Source organism: Aestuariivirga sp., assembly GCF_047600585.1.
In the GTDB taxonomy this organism is placed as follows: domain Bacteria; phylum Pseudomonadota; class Alphaproteobacteria; order Rhizobiales; family Aestuariivirgaceae; genus Aestuariivirga.
The window spans coordinates 3,166,360-3,182,733 of record NZ_JASGKP010000001.1 but is presented as its reverse complement, the minus strand read 5'-3'; the positions used below and the strand labels follow the sequence as shown (position 1 = coordinate 3,182,733).

General features: G+C 53.3%; 13 protein-coding genes. 11 read left to right on the top strand and 2 right to left on the bottom strand.

Features of this window, described 5'->3' with window-relative positions:
- Positions 1 to 44 precede the first annotated feature (44 nt).
- From QM801_RS15660 to QM801_RS15640, 5 genes are all read left to right on the top strand, one after another.
- Positions 45 to 347: a type II toxin-antitoxin system MqsR family toxin gene (locus QM801_RS15660; RefSeq protein ID WP_415020143.1), complete on the top strand. Its 303-nt coding sequence runs from the start codon at positions 45 to 47 to the stop codon at positions 345 to 347.
- Between the two features lie 2 nt (positions 348 to 349).
- Positions 350 to 751 (top strand): type II toxin-antitoxin system MqsA family antitoxin, encoded by a 402-nt coding sequence (locus QM801_RS15655; RefSeq protein WP_415020142.1) that lies wholly within the window; start codon positions 350 to 352, stop codon positions 749 to 751.
- A 915-nt stretch (positions 752 to 1,666) separates the two neighbouring features.
- A complete protein-coding gene (locus QM801_RS15650; protein WP_415020141.1) occupies positions 1,667 to 2,293 on the top strand; it encodes a tyrosine-type recombinase/integrase in 627 nt (208 codons plus the stop codon).
- A gap of 232 nt (positions 2,294 to 2,525) precedes the next feature.
- Entirely contained in the window at positions 2,526 to 2,786 is a 261-nt protein-coding gene (locus tag QM801_RS15645) for a DUF3768 domain-containing protein (RefSeq protein WP_415020140.1), read from the top strand.
- Between the two features lies 1 nt (position 2,787).
- The gene (locus tag QM801_RS15640) at positions 2,788 to 3,378 is read left to right on the top strand and encodes a hypothetical protein (protein ID WP_415020139.1); all 591 of its coding nucleotides are present in this window, start codon (positions 2,788 to 2,790) and stop codon (positions 3,376 to 3,378) included.
- A 435-nt stretch (positions 3,379 to 3,813) separates the two neighbouring features.
- Here QM801_RS15640 and QM801_RS15635 read toward each other — a convergent pair whose 3' ends face one another.
- On the bottom strand, positions 3,814 to 4,776 hold the full coding sequence (locus tag QM801_RS15635; RefSeq protein ID WP_415020138.1) for a hypothetical protein: 963 nt from the start codon (positions 4,774 to 4,776) through the stop codon (positions 3,814 to 3,816).
- Between the two features lie 260 nt (positions 4,777 to 5,036).
- Here QM801_RS15635 and QM801_RS15630 point away from each other — a divergent pair, with 260 nt between their 5' ends.
- From QM801_RS15630 to QM801_RS15620, 3 genes are all read left to right on the top strand, one after another.
- The gene (locus tag QM801_RS15630; protein ID WP_415020137.1) at positions 5,037 to 5,615 is read left to right on the top strand and encodes a hypothetical protein; all 579 of its coding nucleotides are present in this window, start codon (positions 5,037 to 5,039) and stop codon (positions 5,613 to 5,615) included.
- The gene (locus tag QM801_RS15625; protein WP_415020136.1) at positions 5,608 to 6,702 is read left to right on the top strand and encodes an ImmA/IrrE family metallo-endopeptidase; all 1,095 of its coding nucleotides are present in this window, start codon (positions 5,608 to 5,610) and stop codon (positions 6,700 to 6,702) included. The genes QM801_RS15630 and QM801_RS15625 overlap by 8 nt, the downstream gene beginning before the upstream one ends.
- Positions 6,703 to 7,246: 544 nt before the next feature.
- The gene (locus QM801_RS15620) at positions 7,247 to 7,804 is read left to right on the top strand and encodes a hypothetical protein (protein ID WP_415020135.1); all 558 of its coding nucleotides are present in this window, start codon (positions 7,247 to 7,249) and stop codon (positions 7,802 to 7,804) included.
- Between the two features lie 393 nt (positions 7,805 to 8,197).
- On the opposite strand, the gene gcvA is transcribed toward QM801_RS15620, so the two are convergent.
- Positions 8,198 to 9,181, bottom strand: a complete 984-nt coding sequence (gene gcvA / locus QM801_RS15615) for a transcriptional regulator GcvA (RefSeq protein WP_415020134.1) — start codon at positions 9,179 to 9,181, stop codon at positions 8,198 to 8,200.
- Between the two features lie 167 nt (positions 9,182 to 9,348).
- Between gcvA and QM801_RS15610 the strand changes: the two genes are divergently transcribed.
- From QM801_RS15610 to QM801_RS15600, 3 genes are all read left to right on the top strand, one after another.
- Entirely contained in the window at positions 9,349 to 10,203 is an 855-nt protein-coding gene (locus tag QM801_RS15610; protein ID WP_415020133.1) for a DMT family transporter, read from the top strand.
- Between the two features lie 324 nt (positions 10,204 to 10,527).
- The gene (locus tag QM801_RS15605) at positions 10,528 to 15,897 is read left to right on the top strand and encodes an RHS repeat-associated core domain-containing protein (protein ID WP_415020132.1); all 5,370 of its coding nucleotides are present in this window, start codon (positions 10,528 to 10,530) and stop codon (positions 15,895 to 15,897) included.
- Positions 15,898 to 15,913: 16 nt separating this feature from the next.
- Positions 15,914 to 16,120 (top strand): hypothetical protein, encoded by a 207-nt coding sequence (locus QM801_RS15600; protein WP_415020131.1) that lies wholly within the window; start codon positions 15,914 to 15,916, stop codon positions 16,118 to 16,120.
- Positions 16,121 to 16,374: the final 254 nt, after the last annotated feature.

Below are 16,374 nucleotides of genomic sequence, written 5' to 3'. Positions count from 1 at the left end.
TAACCTACTTGACAAACTAACCAAATAGGTTATGTTGATGTGAAATGGAAAAGTTCAAGCCCCATTACAGTCTGGCCAAGGTTTGTGAACTGATTGCTGCTGGAAAGGTGCGGGCCACGGCAACTGCTTTTGGCGGTGCCTTGGAGCTTGGAATTGAGTCCCTGGAAGGAATGTGCGCGGTGATATTGGGTCTCACGCAGGGCAACTTTTATAAGAGCATGACGACGCGGTGTGACCATACCATATGGCAGGATGTCTATCATGCGCAAACCAAATCAGGGGATCAAGCCTATATAAAGCTGACTGTGATAGAAGACGTTTTGATCGTCTCTTTTAAGGAGTTGTGACCATGAAATGTCCATGCTGCGGAGGCGCTGAACTCCTCAATGATACGCGGGATCTGTCATATAGTTACAAGGGTGAATCCACGACAATCCCTGAAATTACTGGCCAGTTTTGCCCATCCTGTGGTGAGGTCATCCTGAACAGGGAATACGGTGACAGGTACAGTGAAGCGGTGGCTTCATTCCAGCGCCAGATCAATTCTGCCTATGTAGATCCAAGTTATATTGCAAAGGTGCGCAAAAAGTTGGATTTGGATCAGCGACAAGCAGCTGAGCTGTTTGGGGGTGGAGTGAACGCTTTCTCACGCTATGAAAATGGCAAGACAAAGCCACCACTCTCATTGGTAAAATTACTAAAGTTGCTTGAACGTCACCCAGATCTGCTCAATGAAATAAAGGCTGCCTAGTTCCAATAGGAATGTATTTGGGGAATAAACCAGTCAGCGCCGCCGCACAGTGAACAGCCTATGAAATGCAACAGATTGAGCTGCAATGCAGCTTGAGATTCCCAGCAGGATCGGGCCAGAAGAGCTAGCGTTGGCGTTTGATGTTTCCTCAAAAGATTGCGGTTGCCAGGTTTCCCGAGAGCTTCGCATCTGATTATGAGAGAATCATAAGCGATCGTTACTGTCTCCTTCCTACTGGAACAAATCAGAGGTCCCTCCCAGATTCCTCTCCGTGTTGCCGCGCCCTCCCGTAGCCTACGAGCATCGAGCCGGCGAGAAGTCTTCGTGTTCAAAAGGTCGATAACAGTCTTTCAGCCTTTTGTAAGCTCAGCGACTTCTGCAGTGTGAACCATCTCTTCACAGGTTGGGCGCCTCTTGAGCAATGACACTTGCTGTCCTTTGCCTTCAGACTAAACGACCTGAAATGCCAGGAGCTAGCTTCAGGGATTTAGTGTGATCTAACTGAGATAGTTGTGCTCAGTTGCCTTGCGTTCATGTCCAGTGGCAATGAGCGGGATCTATGCAGACAGAGGCCCCACTCTGCTGCCGTTCCAGCTCAAATTTTGATTTGAAAATGATCGCCTCTGTCGGAAATCATGACGTAGAAGAACAGGCCGCAATAGCGCATGCGGTTCGCTTTGGGCGGATCACCATGCTGGCGTAACGCCTCTGTGATTGTCAGATAATTCGACGTCATTCTTAGCAGCTTAGAGCGTTTGCTACGCTTTTGTCTGGAAGCGGTAATGCACCGGTTGGATCTGGAGATTAAAGGTCTTCAAAAGCCCTTATTTATCTATCTAATTGAAAATATTGACAAAATAATGATTTTGTGATATTTTGTAGAGGCATAAGGGCTGTCCCCAGGTCACCTCTGAGATGACCAACTTGTGGCAATCCTGCGCTTCAACCTCAAAAAAGGATATCAATATGATTGGCCAACCTGCAAAGGTTTTGGCGCCAGCAGACGTGCGCGCATTGCTGCACAAGGCGTCTCAAGGGCGTTACCCCCAACGAAACAAAGTCATGGTTCTGCTCAGCGTGAAGGCGGGGCTGCGTGCTTGTGAGATCTCCAGACTGACCTGGTCCATGGTTCTGGACAGTCAAGGAAAAGTAGCAGAGGTTTTGGAACTGCCAGCACGGGCCGCAAAGAAGGGAAGTGGCAGACGCGTTCCCCTCCATCCAGACCTCAAAAAAGCACTGGAAGTATTGCTCAAGACTTCTTCAGTTGACGGTCCTGTGGTGCTATCAGAACGCAGGAAACCCATGTCAGCCAAAGTGGTGGTTAACTGGTTCAAGCTACAATTCCGGGCATTGGGGCTGGAGGGGTGTTCTTCCCACTCCGGCCGCCGGACCTTTGTGACGCTTGCTGCGAGGCTTGTGCATAAGGCTGGTGGCTCCCTTCGGGACGTCCAGGAGCTAGTAGGCCATAGGTCGATTAAGACCACGCAGAGCTACATTGAAGGCAGCTCCGACGCACAGCGCCGGCTGATTCGCGCACTCTAATAGATGCGCCAATCCAAGACCCCCTGACGGGTCTCTTATTCCTCATCCAACTCAAAATCTGACTGAAAGGAACTTTGCCATGTGCGCGAAGAACGATGACGCATGTCCAAATGGAACCAATGATTTTCCCCCACTCCCATTAGCCACGCCAGGCGATGAACTTGAAACCCGGGATACGGCCTCAATCCAGCGTCTGAACGACTGTCTTCGAAAGACAGGGCAGGGAGGTCAGGTGTTGATCACGGATGGCATCCTCGAGCGCGGGTTGGAGTTTGCCCGCAAAGCGGTGGAGCAGGTGGCCGCCTTCGACAGCTTCTCGGAAGACAATGACCCCTGGGGCGAACACGATTGCGCGGGCCTCGAGGTCGATGGTCAAAGAGTCCTCTGGAAGATCGACTACTACGACCGCCGGATGGAGTTCCTGTCCCCAAACCCGGCGGATCCCAAGGTCACCTGCCGGGTCCTCACCATCATGCTGTCTTCGGAGTACTAAGATGGCACCCAGGGCCAGAACAAGACGATCGCACCCCGCACCGTTCAAGCAGGGCAGGCTGGACAGCCTTTGCGGTCTCTATGCCAGCGTCAACGCCATGCGCTTTGCCTGTCACACGGAAGGCATCACCACCAAAATCTCCTGGAATGAGGTGTTCCGGATCATGGTGGAGCAGATCGACGCCAGGTGGCGGCTAGCCGATGTCTTGACCGAGGGAACGGACAGCCCGGAGATCCAGCTCTGCTTCAGGGCAGCAGCTGTCTATCTCAAGAAGCGCCATGGGATCATCCTCCGAGTGACCTGGCCATGGTCCAAGAGAAAGGTGCTGAACCCGGCGACGGCGCTGCAGCAACTCGCTCAACGCCTGGAACGTGGTAACGCACTGTTCTTTGGCTATGACGGCCACAAGGAGTCTCATTGGACGGTCGTGATAGGAGTCACCCGAACCCACGTGATTCTGATGAACAGCTGCTATGGCCCCACCATGATGCTGTCAGACTTTGCCTTCCATCCAGAAGGGCACTTAGCGAGGCATCAGACCTATGTACTCAGCGCCTGGTCAGCGGCCTTAATCAACATCTCCAGATTGTGAAATAGAGGGAGGGGCAATCCCTCCCTCAACCCTTGCCACCTGCAGTTCCCTCTTTTGGGCCAGCACTGCCGAGTTCGGTTTGCATAGCCCCCAGAGTATTGATTTGATTTGGGCCCAGAAATTGTATTCAGAAACTCTAGAATTTGCATTTTCAGAGAGGCATACCCAAATGAGTGATGTATGGACTCATGAATTGAAGCAATGCTTGGCCATCGTCCTCCGTGCGATCGTAAGGTCAATTCGAGCAAACGACGCTTCTAGCCCGTTGGAAACCTATGACGTCTGTGTTTTGACCTATTCGCGGCTAGGTCAAGCATAGGGGGAGGGGGACCAGACCATTGCCCGTTAGGATTGCCACCTCTTTCATATGGGTTCCAAAAATCCTGTCCGGAACAACGCATTTTGCCGGTAAGACCGTCTGCGTTGAGAAAACTTCTATGTCTCCTTGGGCAGTTGGTTCTCAAAAATCTTTCTTGGCCGAGGTGCTGACTTCTCCAATAGTTCAAGTGTTGCGACCGTAGGGTTGCTCACAACATTGCGCTTTGGTCCCTTTGTGGCGAATACTTGCCCGCAATGCTCACAGGTATGGTCTGAGTGCGGCGTGTGAGCGAGCTTTCCTAAATCAAAATGCGGTTTGGTACATTCGGGACAGCTCAGAGCTACCACCCGATCTGACAAGTGAGGAAGCGACAGCTGTGCCATTAGTAAGCGCAGCTGATGTTCATCGATTTTATGTCCATCGATTGTCAAGTCATCAAAAGTTTCATCGATGCAGGGCCGCTCAGGATTGTCTGAGTAGCAGTGAACATGAATGCCTTCTTCCTCCGACTTCTGCGCTGTCCAAAGAATTGCTGGATTCGACCCCCACAGCTCAATACCAAGCACGTACTGACTTTGCTCAATATTGATTGAGCGATGGGGGCGATGGGTGATCGGTGGTTTGTCAAACCCAGCATACTGCCGAACACTCACTAGCGGATTCCCCACACCAACCGCTGCCGCGCTAAAGTGTCGCCCACAACCAGAGCAAAGGTGTCTTTTGTGAGGGTTGACGGCAAAAAAGTCGCGGTCGAGATGGTTGTGGCCGCAGTGAGAACAGAGAACCTCTGACATTTCGTAGCCAAAAACCTGACTCGCCATATAGTACACTGCTTCTTCTTGCCCTAGTAGAAGCTTCTTTTTTTCGAAGAGGTTGGGCGCGAGTTCAATCCGAACAGCCCGAAAAGTTGAGTCAATCTCCTTTGGGCTGTCTGCTGTCGCCCGCGCATGCACATGAATACCTAGGTCGCTAAAGTTGTGCGCCGCAGTAGAGTATACAGGAGGGACTGCTCCCCAAAGGCCAATTCCCCCAGGATACTTTCTGGGATCGACATCGAGGATTTCCTCTTCCGCTGGCATCTCGATATGGCTCCGCCTGCAATGTGGTGCCTTTCCACCCCTCTTCGCGGTGGCGTCTGCCATGTGTTCGAGACACCAGAAACGTTGCCGTCCATCCCGCCTTCGCCCCCGATCAACGATATGACAGTTCGTACTTGCCATGCGTTCCTCTTTCGTTCATAACCCTCTTTTTACTGAATCCGAAGTCAAACTCAAGATAAGTTGGCCTTTGAACATCAACTACAGGTCAGAGACCTTAAGAGAATTTTCAAGAGGGAGAGATGAGTTCAGTAATATATATCACAGGACGAGGTGCTGATCCTGGGGCTGGACGCTTTCTAGGTGATCCTACCTTTAAGCCAATTGCTTCCCTCGGTGCCTGCATGCCCAACGTTAGACGCATGGTTCAAAAGGGTGACTGGATTTTCGTCATTAGCGGCAAGACCGTTTCACTACCTCAATACATAATCGGCGGCATAAAAGTTGCTGAAAAAATCACCGCTCTTGAAGCTTTTGAAAGGTACCCCAGCAATCGGCTGCGCCTAGACGATGATGGGCGGGTTATCGGAAACATCCCAGTAGATGCGAATGGTGTAAAACATCCGTTGGACGGGCATCGCGAAAATGGGTTCGAACGCCGAGCCCTGAACTTTATTGTTGGGGGCCAATCTATCCACTTCGATAAGCCAAGAGAAATCGAAAGGTCTCGCGAAGAAACCCTGAGAGTTTTGGCGGAGTTGAAAAACAAGCAGGGCAATCGCCCGATCGACATTATCGGAAGGTTCTCGAAAGTAGAGGACGAAAAGTTGTCCTCAATCCTTAACTGGATGAAGAAAGTCAAAGAAGACACTCATGGCTAGCTTGGCGGCCAGCTTATCAAAGTTGGTCAGGGACTATGACTGGCTTGCTAAGAGAACCGGAATTGGTGTCGAACGGCTCAAGGCCCTGGGCGAAGGAGCGGAACCGAAGATTTCTGAAGCGAAGGCTATTGCATCGGTACTGAAGCTTTCACTTCCGGCCTTACTCGATGCAGGAAAAATGTCTCTTCAGGCCGAAATTCGCTATCGAGGCGCAAGGTTCCTACCGACGGCCGCAGCTGAAGCACGTATTCTCAGCATAGTTGAGCTCTTTCGACGACATGAAGGGCTTCTGCCTAACACCAGGTCCTTACCAGTTTTCTCAGAACCTAGGACACTTCTTGATTTGGAGATAGTGAGCCAATCCGTTCGAGAAAAAATAGTACCACAAAAAGACTATCAAGGAGACCCGCTTCCCGACTTAGTTTCCAGATTAGATGAGGCCAAGCTCGTACATGTTGTGAGATTGAAGAATCTGGCCATCCACGGAGCGGCATTAAAGCTTGGCAATTCGCCAATCATCTTTGTGGCTTCGCAATACCTTCCAAGGTCATTGTTCTCAGTCGCTCATGAGTTAGGCCACCTGATATTTGGCCACGTAGAAGCTGAGCGTCCCATCTTAGACGCTGATACTGTGGGGAGCTTTGGAAACTCAAAAGAAGAATCTGCGTGTGACAGTTTTGCTTCAGCGCTTTTGATTCCTGCAACGACTCTCAGTATATTCTTGCGAACCTTGCGCTCTCAGCTTGGCTCGCAGAATGATACAATTGGAAGCACCGAGGTGCTCTATGTGAGTCACTTTTTTGCGACTAGCTTTCTTGTTGCTGCATTTCGCTTTGAACAGCTCGACATACTTCCAAGAGGGAGCGCTATAGCTCTTGATCGACAAATAAAAGAGGATCATGGATCGGCCGAGGCCTTCTCGCAAAAGGTCGTTTTGCCGCCTCGACAACCCATCGATTTGCCCGTGATTTCGTCATCTCTTCGGAAATCTATGAGAGCCGCTGTTGAAGGCGGAGATCTATCCATAGGTTATCTTGCGGACGCTTTCGGACTTTCTACATATGAGATGCGGGGCGCACTTGCTTGACATAACGGTAGACGCCAGCTCCATAATTAACGCCATCAACTGCATGAGATATGCAGAGGTGTTTAGTGGGCACAATTCTACGCCAAAGATCACTCCCGAAGTCCGCCGAGAGACAAGAAAAGCTGTCCCTCCAGAAGTCGGTTGCGATCAGCTAATTGAACTCGGATTGCTAGAGCCTGAAGCGGAATTGGTCACACTTGACGAGCTTCAAGCATTCATGAGCCAACATCGATTGGGCGCAGGAGAATCCGAAACAATATTGTCTTGCAATATCACAGGACGAACTGTTTGTTGCGATGATCGTAGGGCAAGAAAGATTACAAAGAATCTCCTCGGCGAAAACAGGCTCACCGGGATAATTGGCTTGCTTCGCTGTTCTATAGACGCAGGGCATATTACACGAGAAGAAGCAATCGTGGCGTATGAACAAGCCAGAGCAGCTGGTGGCTATCTGCCGGTTCTGAATCCTGATACACACTTTGGCCCCGCCGGAGCTTGATGTTCCTTTGACCGCACAACACGCCCAGATACATCGAGACGTATCATGACTCGCAAGGTCGGTGATGTAATCCTAAGCGATGAACTCAAGATGCGCTGGGCCTGGGGGGAACTTCATTCCGAGCGCAATTCAAAATGGTATTCGCGAAAAGGTGGGGAAGCCGCTCGACTGCTAGATTTGGCTCGCGGCGGGTTCGAGTTTGAGAAGCTCACAGCGGTGGAAAAGTCCGCATTGAAATCCTTTGTAGACGAGCGCATGAGACGGGAGATTCCCCCCGTACCAGATGGTATAGCATTCAAATATTGCGAATGGACAAAGCCGCAACTGGGCAGTTGTCTTGTTATCCCTAATTTGGGTGGTGGCCAGAATATACCCTACACTGATTTCATCGTGCAGGAACCACGCGCCCCTATCGACACGGACCCTCGGCATGTGGCGCGAAATTCTGGCTCGCGGAACAAAGGGTACATACCGCAAGAACCTGGCGTGGCCATCCTTGTGCCCAATCGTGGCACCGTACTGGTGGATGGTTACACTCGCAGTGTTGTCTTCTGGGACCTCGGAAAAGACGGAGACACTTACCCCGTCTGGGTACAGGTATAGGTGGCCGCCTTTTTCTGAGCTGCTCGTACAAGCCACAATTGAAAGGAAGCCTATCTTCCTCAATGCCCTGATTTGCTTAGCGATTGAATTTAGAAGTGAGAATCTGCGAGACCCGGAGCGGAAGGTAATAGTCGCCTTGGGTCCGCACACCGCCCTCCATTGCCGGCATCGAGTTAGGAATAGCGCCCCCCGAAAGCACTGGCTGAACTAGCAGTCTTGCAGGCCACACTGAAATTCACATTCGGCAGTCGATTGTCAGGCTTGCCGGTTTCGATTTCGATGTAACATTAGAGGCACTCAAGTCACTCAAGACTGCTGATGTCAGAGGACTTTGCTCTGCGATCCTGCTTCTTTCGTGGTCATATTCTAACTTGATTGTGTGCCATCAGGTTGCTACAGCACGACAAATTTCCTAAGAAGTAAGTTGCTGAAGAAAAAGGAAATGTTGGATGTCAGGCTAGAGTTCGATCCTCTCTGGCAGCACCAGCCGTCCCTCAAGCATCTCAACTGGCGAATCCACCTAAATGCTTGCACCTTCGGGTGATCTTGATTGCCGGTCCTGTAGACGAGATCGTATCCCCATTCGACATCCAGTCTTGAGGAGGGAAAGAGAGAAACGAGCCGGCCTTCCCTCAAGTCTTTAGCCACAAGCACGCTGCGCCCGAGCGCAACGCCTTCGCCACGGATGGCCGCATCGATCGACATGCTGCCATGCGTGAAGCCGGGGCCCCGCGACGTGGGATAGGGAAGCTTCATCATCGCGAACCATCGCTCCCATGTCGTGGTCATGCCGATCTCGTGGATGAGGCGGCACCGGGACAAATCGGCGGGAGCCAGAAGTCCGCCCATGCTGTTGCGGTAGTCGGGTGAACACACGGGAGAGACCGTTTCATTCATGAAGCGCTCCGCAGATCCCGATGGGTAGAGGCCGTTACCATAGCGCAAAGCCACGTCGACATGACCATCCGAGAAGTCGAGGGGTGCATCAGTCACTTCAAGGTGCACGTCGAACTCGGGATGTTGAGCCATGAGCCGGTGCAGCCGATGCGTCAGCCACTTGCTTGCAAACGAGACGCCGGAGCTGATGACAAGCCGTCCCGTGTCGTTCTTGCGGCGGATGTTCTCTGCTTCCCGGGACAGTTCGGACAACAGCCGTGTGACCGTGCCGAACAAGGCCGCACCCGGCTCGGTGAGTTCGATCTTCCGCGTCAAGCGCCGGAACAGCTCGGTTCCAAGATTGGCTTCAAGTGCCTTGATCTGGCGGCTCACGGCTCCATGGGTGAGGTGCAACTCCTCTGCAGCCAGGGTCATGCTCAGCCGTCGCGCCGTGGCTTCGAAGGCGCGGAGGGTTTGAAGAGGCGGGAGCTGATCGGACATGCGTGAATTCTAGTCACGTATAACGTGAAAAGGAATAGTTTGTACGCTGGTCTTTCAGCGGTCTAGCTATGAGCAAAGCGCACGCATTATTCGCAAGTGAGATGACACAGAGCCCGACCCTTTCTGCACCGCCCTCATCATCCCTTTCAGCCAAGAGTGCTGGAGCAATGCTGCTGCTGGCGGGGATGTGGGGGCTTTCAATTCCCATCACCAAGTTCGGTCTCGGGACCATCCCGCCAATGACATTCACGGCCCTGCGCTTTATGGTGGCTGTGCCGCTCTTCATGTTTCTCGCACGAAGGGAACTGCGGGTTTCTCAGAAGGCCATTCCCGGCATCATCGGTCTTGGCGTGATGGGGATCACGCTGGGAAATGTCGCCCAGTCCTTCGGAGTGCAGGAATCCTCCGCCTCGGTGGCGACCATCCTTTCAGCAACCATTCCGATCTTCATGGTGATCTTGGCGGCAATCCGGCTGAAGCAACCCGTTACGCCTCTTCAGTGGGGTGGTCTCATTGCGGCCTTCCTCGGGATTGCGCTCGTAGCCATTGGGAGTGACGCAGGGGCTGGCGACATGTCGAAGACAACACCCTCGGGTATTCTCTGGATGCTCGTTTCCGCAGTCGGTATCGCCAAATACTACATCTGGAGCAAAGAGCTCTCCGACAGGTACGGCCTGATGCCGGTGGCCGCGTGGAACATGTTGGTGGGGCTCGTCACCGTTTTGCCTTTGGCGGGATGGGAGCTTGTGGATCACCCGGTTCAGATCACCTTCGAAGCACTGGCAGCAATTACATATCTCGGCGTGATGGTGACGGTGGCCGGTTTGATCCTGTGGCTCTACCTTCTCAAGATCGTGCCCGCACGTATCGCTGCGAGCGTCCAGTATCTTCAGCCCATCATCGGGATCAGCGTCAGCGCCATGCTCTTTGGAGATAGGCTCGGACTCATGTTTGGGGCTGGCGTCGGGCTGGTGCTCATCGGGCTCGGGTTTGCCGCGACCGGTCGCCGCTCCATGGCGTGAAAGTGCAGCAGCGCACTGTGACAGCAGCTGCACTACCCTTCCCTGTAAGTAGCCGAATTCGCTTTTTGAGCCCTGCGCAGCAGCGTTAGTGAGCATTTCGAAGAAGTGAACCCGAGAACGCGGGGTGGCTCCCATCTTCCTTTCCACAATCAAGAGCGGCACTATTTTTTTGCTTCTGAGTAAGTCAGTGAAGACATTCGAATTTGATGATGGACAAGCAAGATCCCCAGAGCCTGATTGGGTATCAATCTGCAAATTGTCTTGCATGTAATTCTGATTTGCATAGTATTCGTCAGCACGGCGCATTGATTTGGGAGTTGTTCCATGTCTCTTGCTTGTGCAGCGCGCCAAAACCTTCTTGTTATTGTTGCATGTTTTTCTGTGTTATTAGCGGACATGACAATGTCCACTCAGCACGCGCAGGCAGGCTATTGGCAAGGAACCCATTGCGGAGCCATTGGCGGTGAGTTCGATGGCACTCGTACTGCACAGTCCGATATGAAGTGTACGTGGCCTTCCTCAGCCGACGCATCGTTTTGTCGGGGTCACCGCTCTTGCTACAGCATTGGAAACAACGCTGTATGCGTGGCCCATCCCACAGATGATTTCCAATGTGGGGGAGCAGCACTCCTTCACTGCAATGAGAAGGAATCAAAAGTTCAGGGTGGTACTGCATGCTTGATTGTGGACCGGCAGAGGGTTCATCAGACGTGTCAAAGCGGGGGAGCATTATCAACTGCCAATCCAGTTGATGTGGGGTCCGGGATAAAAACTCAGAGATTTGATGACTGGACCTCAGGAGGCATCAGTCCTTTGAGGTTAAGTCGGCTTTACAACAGCCAGTTCATGACAGTTGCCGCGCCGCTTCGTACGATGATGGGGACGGGTTGGCGGACGAACTTCGATGGATATGGTGCCTATGATTTGTCTGGCGGGTTTACTTCTCCCACCCAAGCTTCCAACGGCGATCTCCTGCACTTCATACTTCCAGATGCTATGGAGTATCATTTCCGACTTGTAAGCGGGGTTTGGAAGAACACTTTGCCAAGGCCCCATGCCACATCAGATGCAATCATTTATTGGGATCGATATCGCACCGACGTCGACATTGCGATCAGCGTTGCGGCTGGCCGTGTGGAATTGCGAATGGAGGATGGTACCGTCTATGCTTTCGATGATGACGGAAAGCTTATCGAAATTCGGAGTATTTCCGGATTCTCTCAGTATCTGACTTACGATGGAGTATTCCTAACGACTGTGAGGGACAGCCTGGGCCGCTCCCTTTCTTTCGAGTATGAGACAAGCCCGAGCCGGGAGAAGCTGGTTCGAAAGATCACGACCAGCGATGGCAAGATCTTCTCTTATAAGTATCTTGATCCCGAATCCGGATTGACTACGGATAGCCCGGTAGCACCGTTTGTACAGGACCAAGACTGGACACTGTGGACGGCTACGTTTCCAGATAGCACGCCTGGCACAGACCTTGATAACCCAAAGCAAGTCTTTAGTTATGCGACGGTAACGGGGTGGGATGGCACGCTTTGGCAGGCAATCTTGAACAGGCATCCACTTGCTGGAATTACCGACGAAAAGGGTGTGGCCTTTGCCTCTTGGACATACGACACTATTGGTCGCGTATTGACCAGCAAGCATATTGGCGGGGAAGACAGCTACACCTTCTCCTATGATGACACGCTGGGCAAGACCACAGTGACCAATCCGCTAGGGAAGGTGACGACTTATTCCTATACGAAGATGCTCGGTCAAATCAGACTATTGCAAAACGTCGACGGAATTGCGTCAACCAACTGTGTAGCGAGCAACACCAGCTATGCTTACGACACAAACGGCTTCCGCACACAAATGACCGACGCGGAAAGCCGCGTCACGAAGTGGACGCGTAACACACGTGGTCTTCCCCTCACAATGACAGAAGGGTTTGGAACGGCTGACGCCCGAACCACGTCATTCACCTGGGATGCCACGAAGCCCTTGGCCACTCAGGTTGTTGCTCCGGGCCTGACAACAAATCTCACCTACAATACTGACGGCCAAATGTCTCAGCTGAGCCAAGTGGACACCACGACAACTACCTTCCCCTATTCAACCAATGGACAGACGAGAACGACTAACTTCGGATATACCTCCCTCTCCCAACCGTCACCCCCTGCAGTGGGCCCTACATCAGGTGCGCTGTCAGATGTTACGCTGACCGTTCTCAACCCCGATGCGTCTGGTGGCACCGCGAATTGGACCAATTCTCTGGGAGCACTCGGTACCAAGACCACGGGTGCCTGTGCAGCGTCGGCTTGCTTTACCGGTGGGACGTCAGCCCAAACAATCGCATACCAGAACATTGCTGTACCTGTAGGGAATACTGCAGAAGTTGATGCGGGAAAGCGGGCTGTCACGCTTCAATGGAGCCAGGCTGCCAATGGAGTGACCGAAGATGCAGCGGCCATGCGGGTGGTGTTCCTGGACGGATCAGGAAACACGTTAGGCTCTGGACCATCTGCTATCATCATTCTGAAGAATTGGACGCAAAGAGCCCTTCAATATCCTGTCCCCGCCAACACGCGCACCATTCGCCTGGTCATGATGATGAACAGGTATGTTGGGTCTGCCAACGATGGCTACGTCGACAATATCGCCGTCAAGCTCATTGCAGATGGATCGGCTGCGGCCCTGCCATACCTCCGGATAACAAACCCAGACGCTGAGAGCTCGGGCATCACGGGCTGGACTGCGGAGAATGGCACAGTCGGAAAGGTGACGGCAGCTCCTTGCAATTTCTTCCCCTGCTTTGGTGAGACGACCCGAAACGCCGACAGTGTTGTCCAGACGATTGATATTCCCTCCGACCGCGTCTCTGAAATCGACAACAGTGCTCGGCGGATCGAGGTCGGGTGGATCGAGACCACCAAGTCAAGCATTTCGGTTGCAGCCGTCGAGGTGACCTTCCTTGACGCGTCCGGTGCGGTCCTGACCAACGGAACCACGAATACCGTGGGCCAGACATCTCAGGACGTCTGGCAGCAGCGCGTGTCGGCCTATGACGTCCCCGTTGGCACCCGAAAGATCAAGGTTCGCCTGAATTTCCCCTCAGCTGCCAACCTGATGAGCAGTCAGGCTTTCCTGACTGGTGTGACCACGCGGCTGATCGGCAGGCTTCCCGCACCCGCGGCAGTCAATCTGCTGACCTCGGTCGATGGGCCATTGGCAGGTACTGGGGACACGGTATCCTATGCATATGACGGGCATGGCAACCTCACCCAGGTCACCGACGAGGTGGGGAATGTGACGCAGGTTATTGCATTGACGTCGAATGGCTTGCCCGCGACGATCAGAGATCCCAATGGCGTCGATACCACGCTGGCCTACAACGCGCGCGATTGGCTCACGACAATCACGGTCAATCCAGGGGCCAGCCAAGCCGTGACGACCATCGACTATGATGCCATTGGTCAGGTGACCAAGATCACGGAGCCAGACGGGGCATATCTCCAGTATGCTTACAGCGATGCCCGGCGCTTGACGTCAGTCACCAACAATCTCGGTGAAGTCGTTGAGTATGGCTACAACGCCAATGGCGATATGACATCGAGCACGACCAAGACGGTGTCGGGTGGAACGATCACCCGGCAGATGACGATGGCCTATGACGAGCTCGGCCGGCTCATGAAGTCAATTGGTGCAAGCAGCCAAGAGACTGTTTACTCCTATGACCGGACGGACCTTCGCATCCAGATCAAGGATCCTCGGACGAACCTCTACGGCTATGCGTACGACAGCCTGCAAAGGCTGATCCGGGAAACCAACCAAGAAAGTGCCCAGGTCAACCTGACGCGCAACGGCCGGGATGACATCACGGCCTATCAGGACCCCCGCACGATCACGACCGATTATGTGCGGAATGGCTTTGGCGATGCCATCCAGGAAGCTTCTCCTGACGCGGGAACCACGGTGTTTGTCTATGATGCAAGGGGCTTGGTGACCCAGAAGACGGACGGTCGTGGGGTCGTAACCAACCTGACCTACGACAATGCTGGGCGGCTGCTCACCGAGACCTATCCTGCCGCAACAGCACAAAACGTCACCTATACCTATGACAGCGTGGCAGGTGGCAACAAGGGCAAGGGTCGACTGACCTCCGTGACCGATCAATCTGGCTCAACCGCCATGGTCTACGACTCATTGGGACGGGTGATCACCGATACCCGCGTGATTGGGGGCCAGACCTACATCACGTCCTATCAATACAATGCAGCTGGCCGTGTCTCTCAGATTACCTATCCGTCGGGACGGATCGTCATTGTAGGACGCAACAGCGTGGGGCAGGTGACGAGCGTCACCACCAAGCAGAACTCTGGCGCGACCGCTGTTGACGTGGCAACCAGTCTTACTTGGAAACCGCAGAGTGATCTGTTGGCCTCCCTGACCCATGGCAATGGCCTGGTGACCACGGCCAGCTATGATCAGGACTACCGTATCAGCCAGTTGCAGCTCAAGGATGGGGCGACACTGATTAGCGGCTACGCCTATGCCTATGGTGACAACCTCAACTTGACTGGAATCACAGATCAGGTCACCGCAGCCAATAGCAACACACTGACGTACACACTTGCCAACCGGCTGGCCTCTGCCAGTGGCGTGTGGGGCTCCAACAGCTTCAGCTATGACTCAGTCGGCAACAGGCTGACGGATGTGACGACGACAGCTAACCGTGTGGCAACCTACGCCAGCACGTCCAATCGTCTGTCGAGCATGACGGAGAATGGCGCAGCCTTCAGGAGCTATACCTCTGACGGTGCAGGGAACACCCTGACCGAGAGCCGTCCTGGAGAGAGCTTTAGTTACACCTACAACAAGCGAAACCGGCTGATGGAAGTGATCCGCAACAGCGTCAGCTACGCCACCTATGGCTACAATGCCTTCGAACAGATGACATCGAGGACGACGTCTGCTCCGGGTGGACCGTCAGGGACGGTGAACTACATCTATGACTTGGACGGCCATCTCATTGCCGAAGCAGATGCGGCAACGGGTGCGACGGTCAGGGACTACATCTGGCTTCCCGCCAACGACAACGGCAACCCTGCGCCCGGTGGTGCTCTGTCCAGCGATCTCAACATCGCAGGTGCTGCAAACGACAACAGCCCCCCAGATCTGCCTTTGGCCGTTGCGGAAGGTTCTAATCTGTATCAGGTGCATGCTGACCATCTGGGGCGCCCCATCCGCATGACCGATGGGAGCAAGTCCACAGTCTGGCAGGCCACTTGGAGGCCGTGGGGCGAAGCGTACGCCCTCTCAGGCACGAAGGCCCTGAATCTCCGTTTCCCTGGCCAGTACTTCCAGATTGAGACAGGTCTGCATTACAACTGGCACCGCCACTACGACCCCGTCACCGGTCGCTACACACAGCCTGACCCCCTTGGGTTTGTTGATGGGCCGAGCATTTATGCGTATAGTTTCAATTCACCAATAGTGAAAATAGATCGGGATGGCCTTTCCACTTACCCATTTTCGCCGAGGCCGACCGAGCTCCCAAACTTCACTCCCTATCCACAATCTTGTGAAACTGACCGGGAGCGTCGAGATAGGTGTTTTGAGGAATGCCAGCACTTAATGCATCTTGACCACGGAAATGTGTATCGGGGCTGTTTCAGACGCTGCATGGGTCAACCACTTGGGTAGTGAGAGGGACAAAAAGATGGACATTCAACTTGCAAAATCAGCCAAAGAGAAATGTCTTCTGGCTATTGCTCAACTCCACTCCATCTTAGCGGAAGAAAACGCGTGGGATGAGCCAAATTTAAGAGAATTGAAACGAGGTATTGGCCTGGCAATAGGAAGCATTGAAGTCGATACACTCTCAGTTATCTATGCAAAGTTTCCCGAGTTAGACGATCTGAAATAGGTGAAATGCCAGAAGCATTCCACAAAGTTAAGGTCGACTCTAAGGACATCTCTCGTCTTTTGCGCTCCGAAGGATAAATGCCGCTAGCGCATTGGCCTCTACATAATTTGCCGTCAGGACTACATCTGGCTTCCCACCAACGACAACGGCAACCCGGCTGCTGGTGGCGCTCTCTCGGATCTCGCCGTAGCAGCTGCGGCCAATACGTTCAGTGCCGATTGGCGGCTATGGCCCAGTTCAATTCGGGTGGTTTC